The organism is Shewanella zhangzhouensis (assembly GCF_019457615.1).
Lineage (GTDB): Bacteria > Pseudomonadota > Gammaproteobacteria > Enterobacterales > Shewanellaceae > Shewanella > Shewanella zhangzhouensis.
The window spans coordinates 1,207,219-1,223,697 of record NZ_CP080414.1 but is presented as its reverse complement, the minus strand read 5'-3'; the positions used below and the strand labels follow the sequence as shown (position 1 = coordinate 1,223,697).

The following is a 16,479-nucleotide window of genomic DNA, read 5'->3' as shown; positions in this document are numbered from 1 at the left end:
TGCCTTATCCTTTATGATTAGCTCAAAGCGTCAATTTTTAAGGGTCAAGGTGTTGTATCTTAAAGGACTAAAGAAAAGCCAGAAAATCAGCCGACTGCTGCAGATTGCCATTGCACTGGCGCTGCTGGCGGGGCTTGTCCAGCTGTGGCAGTCAAGCCTACTACAAGGCCAGCAGCTTCTGAAGTCCCAAACCGAAAAGATGGCAAGATTGTTGGTACAACAGACGGCCTATGGCGCTGCACCGGCGTTGCTGTTACAGAACGATGAGCAGTTGCAGTGGCTGGCCACGGCCTTGGTGGAGGACCCCAAGGTAATGGCGGCGGCCATCTATGGCGAACAGGGCACTCGCCTCTCCTTCGCCCAAAGCTTGTCATCCGAATGGCTGGAGCCCGATTCTGAGGAACTGAAAGACCTGCTCGCCCCCTTTCCGCCCTATGTGGAACCCGTAATGCAGGGAGACAGAAACCTGGGTTATGTTGAGGTTCGCCTGGAACCCAAGTTGTTTTTGGCCGAGATTGAAGAAGCCCACAAACTCAATATGGAGCAGCAGCAAATCATGCTGTTGGTGGCGGGCTTGATTGGCATGCTGTTGTCTCGCTCTATGTCATTTAAGCGTGCCCACTTTGACAGGCGTAAGTTCAAAGCCAAACGACTGCTTGCCACCATGACGGGTGAAAAACCGGAAGAAGTGATGAGCCCGGTTGAGACACAGCCGGAGCAAGGTGAGTCAAAAACGGAGCAAGGTGAGTCAAAGACGGATAAAGCGCTTCAGGCCCCAGGCTCAGCTGAGATGATGAATTCAGAAATCCGCAACGCGATTAATACCGATGCCGATAAAGAGCATGATCGCGGTAAAGGCCGCTGAGAATAGCCGCCCACGCTGGACACATATCGATGCTGCAATCCAGCCAGATGCAACAGCATAAAAAGCACCGCTAACAAAAAGGCTCCCAAGGGAGCCTTTTTCGTGCCTGACAGGCCAAGGCCTGTCGCAGATTCAGCATCAGAGGTTGATGGCCGCATCCAGGGTCATGATGATCATGTCGTTGAAGGTAGTCTGACGCTCATCAGAGGTGGTCTTCTCACCGGTACGGATATGATCAGAGACAGTTACCACACACAGGGCGCGGGCACCGAACTCGTGGGCTACACCGTACAGACCGGCGGCTTCCATTTCTACGCCAAGCACGCCCATCTTTTCCATCACGTCGAACATTTCAGGATCGGGAGTGTAGAAAAGGTCGGCAGAGAATACGTTACCAACGCGGGTCTGGATACCGTGAGTCTTGGCAGACTCAACCACGGCGCTCAGCAGGCTGTAGTCGGCGATGGCGGCAAAGTCCTGGCCCTTGAAGCGCAGACGGTTAACCTGAGAATCGGTACAGGCGCCCATACCGATGATCACGTCACGAACCTTAACGTCAGTGCTGATGGCACCACAGGTACCTACGCGAATAAGGTTCTTCACGCCGTAATCTTTTACCAGCTCAGTGGCGTAGATAGAGCAGCTTGGGATACCCATGCCAGAGCCCATCACAGAGATGCGCTTGCCTTTATAAGTACCGGTGAAGCCCAGCATGTTACGCACATCGGTAACCTGCTCGACGTTTTCGAGGAAGGTTTCGGCAATGTACTTGGCACGCAGCGGGTCGCCCGGGAAAAGTACGGTTTCAGCAAATGCACCTTCTACAGCATTAATGTGTGGTGTAGCCATCTGTATAACCCCTGTATTTTTGATTAAGACTTAAGTCTTTGATAATAGGCGACTCAAAGGAAGTCGCCAAAACGAAACTTTTTCAGCCACCCTTAGCGGGCTGGCATGAATGACTCACCGTATTCCATTGCCGCCAAACCAAAGTAGCTGGCAATAGACTGACCTATATCCGCAAAGCTGCCGCGCTTACCCAGGGACCCCGCCTTGAGACCGGCACCATAAGCCAGCACAGGCACGAATTCACGGGTGTGGTCGGTACCTTGCCAGGTAGGGTCGCAGCCGTGGTCGGCGGTGAGCAGCAGCAGATCGCCTTCTTCCAGAAGCCCCATCAGCTCTGGCAGACGGGCATCGAAGTATTCCAGTGCCTTGGCATAACCGGATACGTCGCGGCGATGGCCGTAGTGGGAGTCAAAATCCACAAAGTTGGTGAACACTATAGTGTTGTCACCCGCCTGTTTGATTTGATCAAGCGTGGCATCGAACAAATCTTCAAGCCCTGATGCCTTCACCTTTTTGGTGATACCGCAGTGGGCGTAAATATCGGAAATCTTACCCACACTCACCACTTCACCACCGGCTTCTTTGAGCTTATCCAGCACGGTTTTTGATGGCGGCTCAACCGCGTAGTCGCGACGGTTGCCGGTGCGGGCAAAGTCGCTTGGACCTGTGCCTACAAATGGACGGGCAATCACACGGCCGATGTTGTAAGGCTCCAGCTCTTCCCGGGCGATTTCACACAGGCGATAGAGGTTCTCAAGCCCGAAGGTTTCTTCGTGGCAGGCAATCTGGAATACGCTGTCGGCAGAGGTGTAGAAAATCGGCTTGCCGGTTTTCATGTGCTCTTCGCCAAGCTCTTCCAAAATGGTGGTGCCAGAGGCGTGGCAGTTACCCAGGAACTCGGTTAAGCCCGCACGCTCAAGAATTTTATCGGTGAGCTCTTTTGGGAATGAGTTTTGATGCTCGCTGAAGTAACCCCACTCAAACAGCACAGGCACACCAGCCATTTCCCAGTGCCCACTGGGGGTGTCTTTACCTGAGCTCAGCTCCTGACAGTGACCGTAAGCGCCGATGATATCGACGTTGCCACCAAAGCCTGGGGCAAATGCACCGGTCGCTTCTTTGGCCGCATGGGCCAGACCCAGACGGCTTAAGTTTGGCAGCTTGAGTTCACCTTCACGGCCGTTGTTGGCTTTACCATCGGCGCACATTTGTGCGATATGACCAAAGGTGTCTGAACCTACGTCGCCGAACTTGTCTGCATCATCTGCAGCACCTATGCCGAAGGAGTCCAGCATCAAAATAATGGTACGTTTCATAACTCTTCCCCTTACAGATCTTCAGCACGGACGTACTGATAGATCTCAGGTGTTTTTTCAGGTTGCTTATCGCTGACCGTGATAGCCCCACGAACGGCCTTGGCGGCTTCTTCGAAAGCGGCCTCAGACTGCGCATGGATTACGGCAAGCGGCGTGTCTTTGTTTATCGACTGGCCAAGGGCACACACGTTGGACAAGCCCACACTGTAATCCAGCGCATCACCGGGCTTACGACGACCACCACCCAGAGTGACCACTGCAAGACCCAGCTCACGGGTCACCATACTATAGGCAAAGCCGTCACGTTCTGCGTACACGGGGCGTACTATGGATGCCTTGGGCAGATACTTATCGTAACTTTCAACAAAATCTGCAGGACCACCCAGGCCAGACACCATCTTGCCGAAAATCTCGGCAGCGCGGCCGTTATCCAGCACTGTGTTGAGCTTGACTCGGGCGTCGGCTTCATTGGCCGCCAGACCACCCAGCACCAACATCTCGGCGCACAGGCCCATGGTGACTTCATAGAGGCGGGGATTACGGTATTTACCGGTCAGGAAATCCACGGCTTCTTTCACTTCCAGCGCGTTACCGGCGCAGGAGGCCAGCACCTGATTCATGTCGGTGAGCAGCGCAGTGGTTTTGGTGCCGGCACCGTTAGCCACGGCGGTAATAGAGCGCGCCAGTTCCAACGAGGCTTCGTAAGTAGGCATAAAGGCGCCGCTGCCTACTTTCACGTCCATCGCCAGCGCATCCAGGCCAGCGGCCAGCTTCTTCGACAGAATCGATGCAGTGATAAGAGAGATAGACTCGACAGTGGCCGTGTTGTCGCGAATGGAATAGAAACGCTTGTCGGCAGGAACCAGATCGCCGGTTTGGCCGATAATGGCAACCCCGGCTTCTTTTACCACTTTGCGAAACAGCTCGCTGGAGGGCTCCGTTTGGTAACCGGGAATGGCGTCAAACTTATCCAGTGTGCCACCGGTATGACCCAGCCCGCGACCTGAAATCATGGGCACATAACCACCACAGGCTGCGGCCATGGGGCCAAGCATCAGCGAAATCACATCGCCGACACCGCCTGTGCTGTGCTTGTCGATGACAGGGCCGTTCAACCCCAGACTATCCCAGTTGAGTACGGTACCTGAATCACGCATGGCCGTGGTCAGCGCTATACGCTCGTCCATGGTCATGTCGTTGAAATATACCGCCATACCCAGCGCGGCAATCTGTCCTTCGGATACGCTGTTGTCGGTAATCCCTTTCACAAAGAATTGAATTTCTTCTTTGCTGAGAGCCTCTGCGTTGCGCTTTTTGCGAATAATCTCTTGTGCCAGAAACATACTGCTGTCTCCAAGAATGTCGGTAGCTTTCAGTTTCTACCGACAATTCGTCCTCTGGAACGTCGAAACTGTAAAAATATTACAGACTCATATTAGCCAAAGATGAAGCTGACCGTTTCGACGCGGATCACAAATCAGACCCCGGGCTCAGTAGCCCTGGGCGCCTTTTGGTGCTTCTGCCAGCTCCAGGGTGTGCAGCAGGCTGCTAAGCAAGCTGGAAGCACCGAAGCGGAAAGTACGTGGTGTCACCCAATCTTCACCGAGGATGCGAGCCGCAGTGCCAAGGAACTCGGCTGCCGCAGCGGCATCACGCACACCACCGGCAGGCTTGAAGCCTACAGCACGGTTCTTTTCGGCAATCACTGTCAGCATGATTTCGGCGGCTTCCAGAGTGGCGTTAACTGGTACTTTACCGGTGGAGGTCTTGATGAAATCAGCACCTGCATCAATAGAAATTTCAGAGGCCTTACGGATAAGGGCTGGATCTTTCAGCTCGCCGGACTCGATGATGACTTTAAGGAGCACATCGTCACCACAGGCTTCTTTACAGGCTTTAACCAGCTCGAAACCCACGGTTTCATCGCCTTCCATCAGGGCGCGGTATGGGAATACCACGTCCACTTCGTCAGCACCGTAAGCCACGGCCGCACGGGTTTCGAGCACAGCAATCGCGATATCGTCGTTACCGTGAGGGAAGTTGGTCACAGTGGCGATTTGGATATCTTCAGCATCAAGTTCAATCAGCGTCTTGCGGGCGATGGGAATAAAACGGGGATAGATGCAGATAGCGGCGGTATGACCGGCTGGAGTAACGGCTTTTTTGCAAAGCTCAATCACTTTTTCGGCTGTATCATCGTCGTTCAGCGTAGTGAGGTCCATCAACTCAATGGCACGCTGGGCTGCTTTTTTAAGATCGCTCATAGTTGTTCTCCGAGACGTAATTCAAATGAAACAGAAATCTAGTCCTGGGCAACGCCGTGAGGTGGCAGGTTGTTGGAATAATTATGGCCGGGCCTTCAGGCGATGCCAGATGTCATGACGACATAGCTACAGGTATTCAGTGTCGATAATGTTTACCACGACTTGAATCCTTGAAGACCGGAAAGGGGAAACAGCGAGTTTCTGCTTTCCGCGAAAAATCCCTTTTAACGCGAGAGCTCACAAACCTTACTTAAACATGCTCTTTGGGATAAAACCATGCTTGAGTAAAGATTAAGACCTAAGCATTAAGCATGGAGCCGTGCAACGCACGGCTCCACAGTACAATTAGAAGTTGTACTTGGCAGTGAAGATAGCCGCATCGTGGTAAGCAGCAGTGCCCAGCTTGTGATCAGCATAGCGATACTGCAGACCGAAGGTCAGCTCTTGAGTGGCGTTCCACCACAGAGATACTGCACCGTTCTGACCGGTAGACTTCAGAGTGTACTGAGTACCGTTGCCACGGAACTGGTCTTCACGGGCGAATTCAGTTTCGTGCCAGTTGGTAACCATGAACTTCTGGCCACCCAGTTCGAAGTTGTAACCCAGAACCCAACCAGCCATGTAGCCGTTGAAGCCTGAACCAGCGAAGGTTTGGTTCTCGTAGTGTACGCCCAGGAATGGCTTGATCCAGAAACCTGAATCAGTGAATACGTCGTAGCTCACACCCACAACCAGGTTCTGGTCGAAGAAACCTTCGCCGGCAACAGTCAGGCTGTACAGGTGAGAGTAAACGTTCCAGTTGCTGCTACCGATGTTGGCAGCGATAGAACCTTTGGCAGCGATACGGAAAGAGTCAGTAACTGGGTTACCGCTGAAGTCACGCTCGCTCTTGTTGATGTTTTCTGGGTTTTCCAGATCGACGAAGCCGTATACGTCACCCCAAGAGTAACCAGCACCGCCTTCGATTTCGAGGTATACGAAATCTTCTTTGGCGCCACCGTAACCGTTGTTAGAACGATCTTCTGCTTTAGCGGTCCAGTCCAGGTAGTTCACGGACATGTTAGAGAAGCCGTAGAACTGTTCAGCTTGAGCAGCACCGGTAGACAGAGCAGCAAAAGTAGCGGCGGCAACAGCCATCATTTTAACGTTTTTCATCATCAACCCCATTTATCTAGGTTTGCTGCTCGAGGCAGCGTTTTTATTTTGCCCGTGTATTCTACCTTGCCCGTGCGAAAGCACAATATTGGCGGCAGAAAACACGAACATTAAATTCTTATTTGTGAACAACGTCGTGAAACGACCCCTTAGCTCAATTAACCATTTTTACAATTGGTTTACATTAAGCCCCATCGCCGATTGTCTCAGTGATGGATAAGTTTCAGACGATTCGTTGGAAAATGGTTGTATTAACAGGAGCCCCGAAATCAGGGCCCCTCTGCGCGATTAAATCGCCAGGAACAGACCTGCGAGAGTCGCACTCATCAGGTTAGCCAGAGAGCCGGCGATAACAGCACGGATACCCAGCTTAGCCAGATCGTGGCGACGGTTAGGCGCCATGGCACCCAGACCACCCAGCAGAATGGCGATAGAAGACAGGTTAGCGAATCCACACAGAGCGAAAGAGATAATCGCTTTGGTACGGTCGGTCATGGCAGCGCCGGTTTCTGCAACCAGCATACCGCCGTCAGCGATGTCCTTCAGGTAAGGAGCAAAGTTCAGGTAGGCTACGAATTCGTTCACAACGATCTTCTGACCGATGAAAGAACCGGCAACCAGGGCTTCGTTCCATGGAACACCGATAAGGAATGCCAGTGGCATGAAGATGTAACCGAGGATCAGCTCGAGGGTCAGACCTTCAACACCGAACCAGCCACCTACACCACCGATGATACCGTTGATCATGGCAATCAGACCCACGAAAGCAATCAGCATCGCGCCTACGTTCAGGGCCAGGTGCATACCAGAAGAAGCACCGGCAGCGGCAGCGTCCAGAACGTTGGCTGGCTTGTCAGGATCTTCTGGCAGCTCATCCATTTCGTTCTTGGCGCTTTCAGTTTCTGGGTGCATCAGCTTGGCCATCAACAGACCACCTGGAGCAGCCATGAATGACGCAGCTACCAGATACTCAATCTTAACGCCCATAGAAGCGTAACCAGCCAGAACAGAACCCGCGATAGAAGCCAGACCGCCCACCATGATGGCGAACAGTTCAGACTGAGTCATGGTTGGGATGAATGGACGCACTACCAGAGGTGCTTCAGTCTGACCTACGAAGATGTTCGCAGTAGCAGACATAGACTCGGTACGGCTGGTGCCCAGGGCTTTTTGCAGAGCGCCACCGATGATACGGATAACCCACTGCATGATGCCCAGGTAGTACAGTACGGCAATCAGAGAAGAGAAGAAAATGATAACTGGCAGTACGTTGATGGCGAAAATGAAGCCAACTTTGAACTGAGCCAGATCACCGAACAGGAAGTTGATACCTTGCTGACCAAATCCGATCACTTTTGAAACGTAGTCTGAAGCACCCTTAAGGATATCTTTACCCCAAGGTACATACAGAACGAAGCCACCGAAGGCAGCCTGAATAGCCAGCGCACCGCCAACGGCACGTACACTGATCGCCTTTTTGTTATTGGAAAGGAGGAAACCTATTCCAAGTAGGACTGCAACGCCTACCAAGCTCATTAATATACTCATTAACCATCACCCTTTTGTTAACACTTTTTAGTTATGTTGTTAACCAACCTATTTCCGAGCAAGATTATACCTTAGCCCTTGCTGAAAATCGTCGTTTTGATCAAATTTTTGAACTTAAATTTCAACTGCTTAGCAACAACAAACATTGCGACAAACACCTGTTTAAGTGAAAAAACCTATAGCTCAAACAGTTGCGCCACATTGCTTAACAGTCGTTCTGATATTAGAACATTGGATTTTTTTTGCAAATGGGCCATTTTGGTGACAATTTGACCAATTAAGAGGGGGGAATTACGACTTCCTCTAGCACTTTTGGGTGCCATTGCAGGCGAATCTGTCTCGCAAATGAAACTTTCTATCGGTAATGTCTCAATAACTTTATGCAGCTTTTTCGCATCATCATTCAATAACAAGCCGCCGATACCCAAACGATATCCCAGCTCAATATAGCGCTTGGCTACTTCAACGCTGCCATAAAAACCATGTATCACCCCTCGGCGGGGTAACGAATGACTGGAAAGCAGGGAAATCAGGGGTTCGTGGGATTTAACACTGTGAAGAATAACCGGCAATTGATGTTTGCCGGCAAGCAACAACTGGGCTTCTAACGCCTGCTGCTGCCAGTGCCAGTTCCCATCCCGGATCCTATCCAGACCACATTCCCCCACAGCAACCAACTTCTTATCACTGCGGTGGCTGTCCAATCGTTCGGATAAATCATCTATGGCACTCTGCCAATTGGCGTCCACATACCAGGGATGCAGACCCAGCCCATAGGGACAGGCATATTGGTGGGCAACCTGAAGCTGCCTGTCCCAATGGGCAGGAGAAACGCCGGGAATAATGCAGGTCGAGATGTTAGCCTTTGCCATGGCCGCAAACACTGCGTCTCGGTCGGGGTCAAACTCAGGAAAATCCAGATGTGCATGGCTGTCAATGAGCCTCAGGGATGCCGACAAAGGTTTTTCCTCCGATACTCATGATGAAGAGTTGCTTGTATTCAGGATAAATGCACTAAATCAGCCCATCGAGCCTCATTGTCTGTGTTTGTCGCTCTCTGGGGAATTTGTTGTCAGGCGCTCGTCAGATGCGACCGTTGCATGGGGCATCCCTGAATGATCTGCCCCGGTATGCCTTGAGCACTTTGACTCGAGTTCGGGCTCTTCCAACCTGGGGGCACAGCAGCGTCGATTTTCCGGTGTCAGTCCCATGCGGTCACACCAATCCGTGTAGGCTTTCCAACCAAGCTTTATCCAGGACAACATGCTTCACCTCCGTACAACAGGCAATAAAAAAGGCGGGTATCCCCGCCCTTTGGCTCCGCGATTAATGCTCGCGGGTCTTGGCAAACTGAATGTCGGGATAACGTTCCATCGACAGATTCAGGTTAACCATGGTGGGGGCAATGTAAGTGAGGTTGTCACCACCATCCAATGCCAGGTTGGTGGAACACTTACGTTTGAATTCTTCCAGTTTACGCCCATCTTCACAATAGACCCAACGTGCCGTCGCCACGTTGACCGCCTCATAGATGGCTTCAACGTTATATTCAGACTTAAGGCGGGCAACTACCACCTCAAACTGCAGCACGCCCACAGCGCCCACGATAAGATCGTTGGTGTCCAGCGGGCGGAACACCTGCACAGCACCTTCTTCTGAAAGCTGTACCAGGCCCTTTAGCAGCTGCTTTTGCTTTAGAGGGTCTTTCAGGCGAATACGGCGGAACATTTCAGGTGCAAAGTTGGGAATACCAGTGAACTTGAGATCCTCACCCTGTGTGAAGGTATCACCAATCTGGATGGTACCGTGGTTATGCAGACCGATAATATCGCCCGCAAAGGCTTCTTCGGCGCGCTCACGGTCACCGGCCATAAAGGTCACGGCATCTGAGATGTTCACGGTTTTACCGATGCGCACGTGCTTCATCTTCATGCCCTGGGTGTACTTACCCGAGACTATACGCATAAAGGCGATACGGTCACGGTGCTTGGGATCCATATTGGCCTGAATTTTAAACACGAAGCCAGAGAACTTGTCTTCACCCGCTTCCACGGTGCGCTCGCTGGTCTCTCGTGGCATAGGAGCAGGTGCCCACTGCGTCAGGCCATCGAGCATATGGTCTACACCAAAGTTCCCCAGAGCTGTACCGAAATAGACGGGTGTCAGCTCACCACTCAAAAACAATTCCTTGTCGAACTCGTTGGAGGCGCCGCGTACCAGCTCCAGCTCTTCACGCAGCTGCTCGGCAAAGTCACTGCCGACCGCAGCATCCAGCTCAGGATTATCCAGGCCTTTTACAATGCGCAGTTCCTGAATGGTATGGCCATGACCTGTCTGATACAGGATGGTTTCATCACGATGCAGGTGATAAACGCCCTTGAAAAGCTTACCGCAGCCAATGGGCCAGGTGATGGGAGCGCAGAGGATGTTAAGCTCTGTCTCCACCTCGTCGAGCAGCTCCATGGGATCGCGAATGTCACGGTCGAGCTTGTTCATAAAGGTCACAATGGGAGTATCACGCAGACGGGTGACTTCCATCAGCTTACGGGTACGGTCTTCTACACCCTTTGCGGCGTCAATCACCATCAAACAGGAATCCACCGCCGTGAGGGTGCGGTAGGTATCTTCCGAGAAGTCTTCGTGACCGGGAGTATCGAGCAGGTTCACCAGACAGCTGTTGTATGGAAACTGCATCACAGAGGTGGTAACCGAAATACCACGCTCTTTTTCCATCTCCATCCAGTCAGACTTGGCATGCTGACCGCTGCCCCGCCCCTTTACAGTACCGGCGCTTTGGATAGCGCGGCCGTGCAACAGCACCTTTTCGGTAATGGTGGTTTTACCGGCGTCCGGGTGAGAAATAATGGCGAAGGTGCGGCGTGAAGCCACTTCGGCAAGCAATGTATTTGACATGGATAGCTTTCTTTCAAGTAGCGTCGCCGCCCGAAGGCGGCGACTCGAATGGCACTAAATTGGGGGGTATTTTCGCCTAAATTGGCCTTGAGTACAACGACAGCGCTTAAGGCTTGTCGATTGTTGCCTGAGCTTGTTCTGCCATACGGGCCAGTTCGACCCTGGCATACCTGTGCTCAACAAAGTCGTAGATGTTGGTGGCCAGCGCCAAACGGAAGTAGTTGGCAGCAGCATCTTTGTTGCCCAGCGACTCTTCCGCCTTGGCAACATAGAAGTAAGCCTCACACAGCCGTTCGGCGTATTCACGGGGATGATTAAGGCCAAGTTTCGCCTTTTCAAACAGGGCTTTTTTGCTCACATTACCCAGATAAAAATCGGCAATGGCGGCCGCCCAGTCGTCTTTCAGCAACTGCCTGTGCTCGGCCAGATTCTTCAGTGCATTCTGCCGGTCAAGCTTGGTATCGATTAAATAATACCAAAGCGCCCGATAACCATCGGAGGGGTCGCGTCTCAGGAACATGTCCATATCACTGACGGCCAAATCGCTGCGCTCACCGTAGTAAAGGGCGATACCACGGTTCAGATAGGCATAGTCATAATTGGGTTCAAGCTCGAGGACCGCATCAAAGGCTTCGTAAGCGTTATCGAAATCGCCTTCCTGGGTGTAATAAATGCCCAGAAAATTATAAGCATCGGCGATATTGGGCAGGATTTTCAGCGCTTGATGGAAATCGAGTCGCGCCATCAATCTCAGCCCCAGGGTGTCGTAAAGCACACCGCGCTCGTAATAGACCCGCGCCAATTGCTCTTCGTTGAGGTCCATGGTGGCAAGCACTTCGTTAAGCCGTGCCAGGCTGACTTCATGCTTGTAGTCCGGCAATAATGGCGCCACAACCAAGCGACCATCTGCATCATTGAGCGAGGTGTTGCCACTGGTCGACGCACAGCCGCCAGACATCATACTTGCCCCAATCAGGACCGACACCAACAATGTTCTGAGTTTTAGCTCCATCCAACTCTCACCTTTCGACCTGCGAAACCCTAATGGGCCCTGTGTCGCTCCATCATAGCAATCCATACTGTCACCCGCCATCAGCCATTGATATTTATTATAAATTGTCGGCCTGGTTTTCACTGTTCAATAAAAAAGGAGACCCAAAGGTCTCCTTTTATTAACCGTTATGGCTATCTGTTATTCGGCAGCAGGTTCTTTAACCTGAGCTTCTTTGATAGACAGACGCACACGACCCTGACGATCCACTTCCATTACCTTCACGGTCACTTCCTGGTTCAGTTGCAGGTGGTCAGATACGTTGGCTACACGCTCATCGCTGATTTGCGAGATGTGTACCAGACCATCTTTGCCAGGCAGGATGTTCACAAAGGCACCGAAGTCAACGATACGGATAACCTTACCAGTGTACAGACGGCCCACTTCCACTTCAGAGGTGATTTCCTCGATGCGGCGGATAGCTTCGCGGGTCGCGTCGCCATTGTTGGAGGCAATCTTCACAGTACCGTCGTCTTCCAGCTCGATGGTGGTACCGGTTTCTTCGGTCAGCGCACGGATAACGGCGCCGCCTTTACCGATAACATCACGGATCTTCTCTGGGTTGATCTTGATGGTGGTGATGCGAGGAGCGAAGTCAGAGATATCTGGACGGGCGCTGCCGATGGCCTGGTCCATTACGTTCAGGATGTGAACGCGGGCGCCATAAGCCTGCTGCAGAGCGATTTCCATGATTTCTTTGGTGATACCTTCGATTTTGATGTCCATCTGCAGTGCAGTAACACCATCACGGGTACCGGCTACTTTGAAGTCCATGTCGCCCAGATGATCTTCGTCACCCAGGATGTCAGACAGAACTACGAAGTTGTCGCCTTCTTTCACCAGACCCATGGCAATACCGGCCACGGAAGTCTTGATAGGTACACCGGCGTCCATCAGCGCCAGAGAGGTACCGCACACAGAGGCCATGGAAGAAGAACCGTTGGACTCGGTGATTTCAGATACCACACGTACAGAGTATGGGAACTCTTCGGCAGACGGCATTACCGCGTTGATACCACGCCATGCCAGCTTGCCGTGACCGATTTCGCGGCGCTTTGGCGAGCCAACCATACCGGTTTCACCCACAGAGTATGGAGGGAAGTTGTAGTGCAGCATGAAGCGGTTGGTGCGCTCGCCCATGATGGAGTCAATCTTCTGAGCATCACGCTCGGTACCCAGAGTACAGGTTACCAGCGCCTGGGTTTCACCGCGGGTGAACAGCGCGCTGCCGTGGGTACGTGGCAGTACACCGGCCATCACAGACAGGGCACGGATCATGTCTGGCTCACGGCCATCGATACGTGGCATGCCAGCGATAATGCGGCTGCGAACCACGTTCTTCTCGAGGCTGCCCAGCAGATCGGCGGCTTCACGTACGTTCACTTCAGGATTGGCTTCCTGCAGCTTGGCGATGGTGGCTTTCTTCACTTCACCAACGGCTTCGTAACGCTCTTGCTTGGCCATGATCTGGTAAGCGGCTGTCAGACCTTCTTCGGCCAGTTCTTTGATTTGTGCAACCAGAGTTTCGTTCTTAACAGGTGCAGTCCAATCCCAACGTGGCTTGCCGGCTTCGGCAGCAAACTCGTTGATGGCATTGATAACAACCTGCTGCTGGTCGTGGCCGTAAACCACGGCGCCCAGCATCACTTCTTCTGGCAGAGATTTGGCTTCAGATTCAACCATCAGTACGGCGCTCTGGGTACCGGCAACCACCAGATCCAGTTCGCTGCCAGCCAGTTCAGCGGCACCTGGGTTCAGCACGTATTCGCCATTCACATAACCTACGCGGGCAGCGCCCAGTGGACCATTGAATGGAATACCTGAAATCGCCAGGGCAGCAGAAGTACCGATCATAGAAACAATGTCCGGCTCAATCTGAGGGTCTACCGATACCACTGTGATGATGACCTGTACTTCGTTGGTAAAGTCATCAGGGAACAGGGGGCGGATTGGACGATCGATCAATCGGGCAATCAGAGTTTCGTCTTCAGATGGACGGCCTTCACGCTTAAAGAAGCCACCTGGGATCTTACCAGCTGCGTAAGTTTTTTCCTGGTAGTTTACGGTAAGTGGGAAGAAGTCACGGCCTGGGTCTGCTTCCTTCTTGCCCACAACGGTAACCAGTACAGTTGTGTCGCCCATGCTTGCCATTACGGCACCATCGGCTTGACGAGCGATTACGCCTGTTTCCAGAGTGACTGTATGCTGACCATACTCAAAACTTTTTACGATAGGATTCACGTGACCCATTCCTTAATTAATGACCTTGAAATACGCGCGTAAGTATACTGCAAGTCAAGTAGATAGTTAAAGAGTGGAATCTGGTGACAAATCTTTAACTTTTCACTACAGTGGCTTTTATCGGACTGGCGAAATCCGTCCCGGAACGGACCTGCCCTAACGCTTCTATTAGCCCGGAAACTGATTGATGGCGATTCGGTTCAAATCACTTACCTGGAAACAAACCAACCTCGTTGTCTTCACAGCGCTGTTTTTTGCTGTTGCGATTTTTATCATCGAGCTGGCTCTGATGGTAATGTCAACCCGGGAAGCCTTGACTTCCAGCCAGCAGGAACTGCTTGATTCGGTTGAACAACCTGCTGCCAATGCCGTGTGGGCTCTGGATGATAACCTCGCCCGTCAAACCCTTGAAGGGGTGCTTAAAGTCGAGCATGTGGGCGCCTCGGTTATCGAGCTGGATGATGGTTCGCTGTTTGTCTCGGTCACCAACGGCAAAAACACCTACTCAAATTTTTTTAATAGTTTAAGTGAAGAACTCTTCGGGGATTTACGTGAAATCTCCCGTCCTTTGTACCGCCCTTTTTACTTTGAAGGCTCCAGGCAACAGCAGCTGATTGGCAGCCTGACTATTTTTTATGATACCCAGGAACTGGCAAATACCCTCTTCGGCCAGCTAAAAGTGGGTTTTATGGCGACCCTGGCGCGGGCGCTGTTTCTGACGCTGGTGTTGTCCATCGTGTTTCACCGCTTTCTCACTCAGCCGATTGCCCGCATAAGTGAAGCCATCGACAAGATTGAGCCAGAGTCACCGGATGAAAACCTGCTCCCCATTTCCGATGCCCACAAAGACGATGAGTTGGGCTTGGTAACCACCAAACTCAATCAAATCCTGCTGCAATTTGGCCAGACCCAGAGCAAACTGCGCAAGATGGCCACCAGAGACCCTCTCACCGGCCTGCCAAACCGCACCTTGCTGCTTGAGACCATAGCTGTGACAATACAGCGCGCCCGGGTTCACAAGCGTTCATTCACCCTGCTGTTTATCGACCTCGACCGCTTTAAAAACGTCAACGACTCCCTGGGCCATGCACTGGGCGATCAGTTCCTTGCCCGTATCGCGCGGCTGCTTGAACGGGTAGTGGGCGATAAGGGCACGGTTGCACGCCTCGGTGGTGATGAGTTCGTTATCCTGGCGGATGAAATCCACTGTGCCGATATGGCAGCAGACTTTGTCGATAAACTATTGGTACAGCTGAACAATCCCATTCAGCTTGGGGACCACTCTATCCATCCCGCAGCCTCTGTGGGCATCTCCCTCTACCCAGAGGATGGCAACAGCGCCGAAGACCTTATCCGACACGCCGATATCGCCATGTACAGCGCCAAGGCCTCGGGCTCGAACCAGTGGGCCTTCTTTAAGCAGCAAATGACAGAACGCGCGGCCGTGCGTTTACGCACCGAAGCGTCTTTGCACGATGCACTCAAAAACGACGAGTTCGTACTGCACTTTCAGCCCAAGCTGGATTTGACCACAGGCAAGGTCATGGGCTGCGAGGCGCTTATCCGCTGGCAAAAAGATGGCCGTCTGATAAGCCCCATGTCTTTTATTCCGGTCGCAGAAGAAACCGGCATCATAGTTCCCATCGGCCGCTGGGTATTGGAGCAAAGCTGTAAAACACTGCGCCACTGGCAAAAGCAGTACAACTTCGCCATTCCCATTGCGGTCAATGTGGCATCACAGCAATTTGCCGATGCCAGCCTGGTGCCTGATATCAAGCAGATGGCGCTGCGCTATCAGATATCGCCGGATTTATTGGAAGTCGAAATCACCGAAACTTCATTGATGAGCGACGTAGAAACGGCCATCAGCAAACTGGAACAGCTTAAAAATGCCGGTTTTGGTATTGCGGTAGATGACTTTGGCACCGGCTATTCCTCGCTGTCTTATCTGCGACATCTGCCGATTACCACCATGAAGATTGACCGCTGTTTCGTGACTGACCTGCCCAACGACAGCGCCATCGCATCGACCATTCTGATGTTGGGGAAACAGCTGGATCTGCGGATTGTCGCGGAAGGTATTGAGAATGAGCAGCAGCTGCAGTGGCTCAAAAATGCCGGTTGCGGTATCGGTCAGGGCTTTTACTTCAGTCCGCCGTTACCCATGGAAGAGTTTGAAGAGAAATACATCCGCTCACAAACGGCTGAAATACAAAACCTCCACGGTTAACCAATAAAAGCCGATTCCAGAAACGAAAAAAGGAGGCAAATGCCTCC

General features: G+C 52.2%; 13 protein-coding genes. 2 read left to right on the top strand and 11 right to left on the bottom strand.

What is annotated here, in order from left to right; translation table 11 throughout:
• The first annotated feature begins 49 nt into the window (after positions 1-49).
• A complete protein-coding gene (locus K0H63_RS05305; RefSeq protein ID WP_220067038.1) occupies positions 50-865 on the top strand; it encodes an AhpA/YtjB family protein in 816 nt (271 codons plus the stop codon).
• Between the two features lie 138 nt (positions 866-1,003).
• Here the strand turns inward: K0H63_RS05305 and deoD are convergent, their stop codons facing one another.
• The 11 genes from deoD to pnp all read right to left on the bottom strand — a co-directional run bounded on the left by deoD (position 1,004) and on the right by pnp (position 14,202).
• Positions 1,004-1,714, bottom strand: a complete 711-nt coding sequence (gene deoD / locus K0H63_RS05300; protein WP_126166104.1) for a purine-nucleoside phosphorylase — start codon at positions 1,712-1,714, stop codon at positions 1,004-1,006.
• Positions 1,715-1,806: 92 nt separating this feature from the next.
• A complete protein-coding gene (locus tag K0H63_RS05295) occupies positions 1,807-3,030 on the bottom strand; it encodes a phosphopentomutase (RefSeq protein ID WP_220067037.1) in 1,224 nt (407 codons plus the stop codon).
• An 11-nt stretch (positions 3,031-3,041) separates the two neighbouring features.
• On the bottom strand, positions 3,042-4,373 hold the full coding sequence (gene deoA, locus K0H63_RS05290) for a thymidine phosphorylase (protein WP_220067036.1): 1,332 nt from the start codon (positions 4,371-4,373) through the stop codon (positions 3,042-3,044).
• Positions 4,374-4,520: 147 nt separating this feature from the next.
• Complete coding sequence (gene deoC, locus K0H63_RS05285; protein ID WP_220067035.1) at positions 4,521-5,294, bottom strand: deoxyribose-phosphate aldolase; 774 nt, start codon at positions 5,292-5,294, stop codon at positions 4,521-4,523.
• Between the two features lie 345 nt (positions 5,295-5,639).
• Positions 5,640-6,449 (bottom strand): nucleoside-specific channel-forming Tsx family protein, encoded by an 810-nt coding sequence (locus tag K0H63_RS05280; protein ID WP_220067034.1) that lies wholly within the window; start codon positions 6,447-6,449, stop codon positions 5,640-5,642.
• Between the two features lie 288 nt (positions 6,450-6,737).
• Positions 6,738-7,997, bottom strand: coding sequence for a NupC/NupG family nucleoside CNT transporter (locus K0H63_RS05275; RefSeq protein WP_220067033.1), 1,260 nt, complete (start codon positions 7,995-7,997; stop codon positions 6,738-6,740).
• A gap of 176 nt (positions 7,998-8,173) precedes the next feature.
• Positions 8,174-8,956 (bottom strand): TatD family hydrolase, encoded by a 783-nt coding sequence (locus tag K0H63_RS05270; protein ID WP_220067032.1) that lies wholly within the window; start codon positions 8,954-8,956, stop codon positions 8,174-8,176.
• A 75-nt stretch (positions 8,957-9,031) separates the two neighbouring features.
• Positions 9,032-9,262 (bottom strand): DUF5363 family protein, encoded by a 231-nt coding sequence (locus K0H63_RS20280; protein ID WP_491573774.1) that lies wholly within the window; start codon positions 9,260-9,262, stop codon positions 9,032-9,034.
• 61 nt (positions 9,263-9,323) lie between these two features.
• On the bottom strand, positions 9,324-10,910 hold the full coding sequence (prfC, locus tag K0H63_RS05265; protein WP_220067031.1) for a peptide chain release factor 3: 1,587 nt from the start codon (positions 10,908-10,910) through the stop codon (positions 9,324-9,326).
• Between the two features lie 106 nt (positions 10,911-11,016).
• Positions 11,017-11,922, bottom strand: a complete 906-nt coding sequence (gene nlpI, locus K0H63_RS05260; protein ID WP_220067030.1) for a lipoprotein NlpI — start codon at positions 11,920-11,922, stop codon at positions 11,017-11,019.
• Positions 11,923-12,102: 180 nt separating this feature from the next.
• The gene (pnp, locus tag K0H63_RS05255) at positions 12,103-14,202 is read right to left on the bottom strand and encodes a polyribonucleotide nucleotidyltransferase (RefSeq protein WP_220067029.1); all 2,100 of its coding nucleotides are present in this window, start codon (positions 14,200-14,202) and stop codon (positions 12,103-12,105) included.
• Positions 14,203-14,389: 187 nt separating this feature from the next.
• On the opposite strand from pnp, the gene K0H63_RS05250 reads away from it, so the two are divergent.
• Positions 14,390-16,432, top strand: coding sequence for a putative bifunctional diguanylate cyclase/phosphodiesterase (locus tag K0H63_RS05250; protein ID WP_220067028.1), 2,043 nt, complete (start codon positions 14,390-14,392; stop codon positions 16,430-16,432).
• The last annotated feature ends 47 nt before the right edge of the window (positions 16,433-16,479 follow it).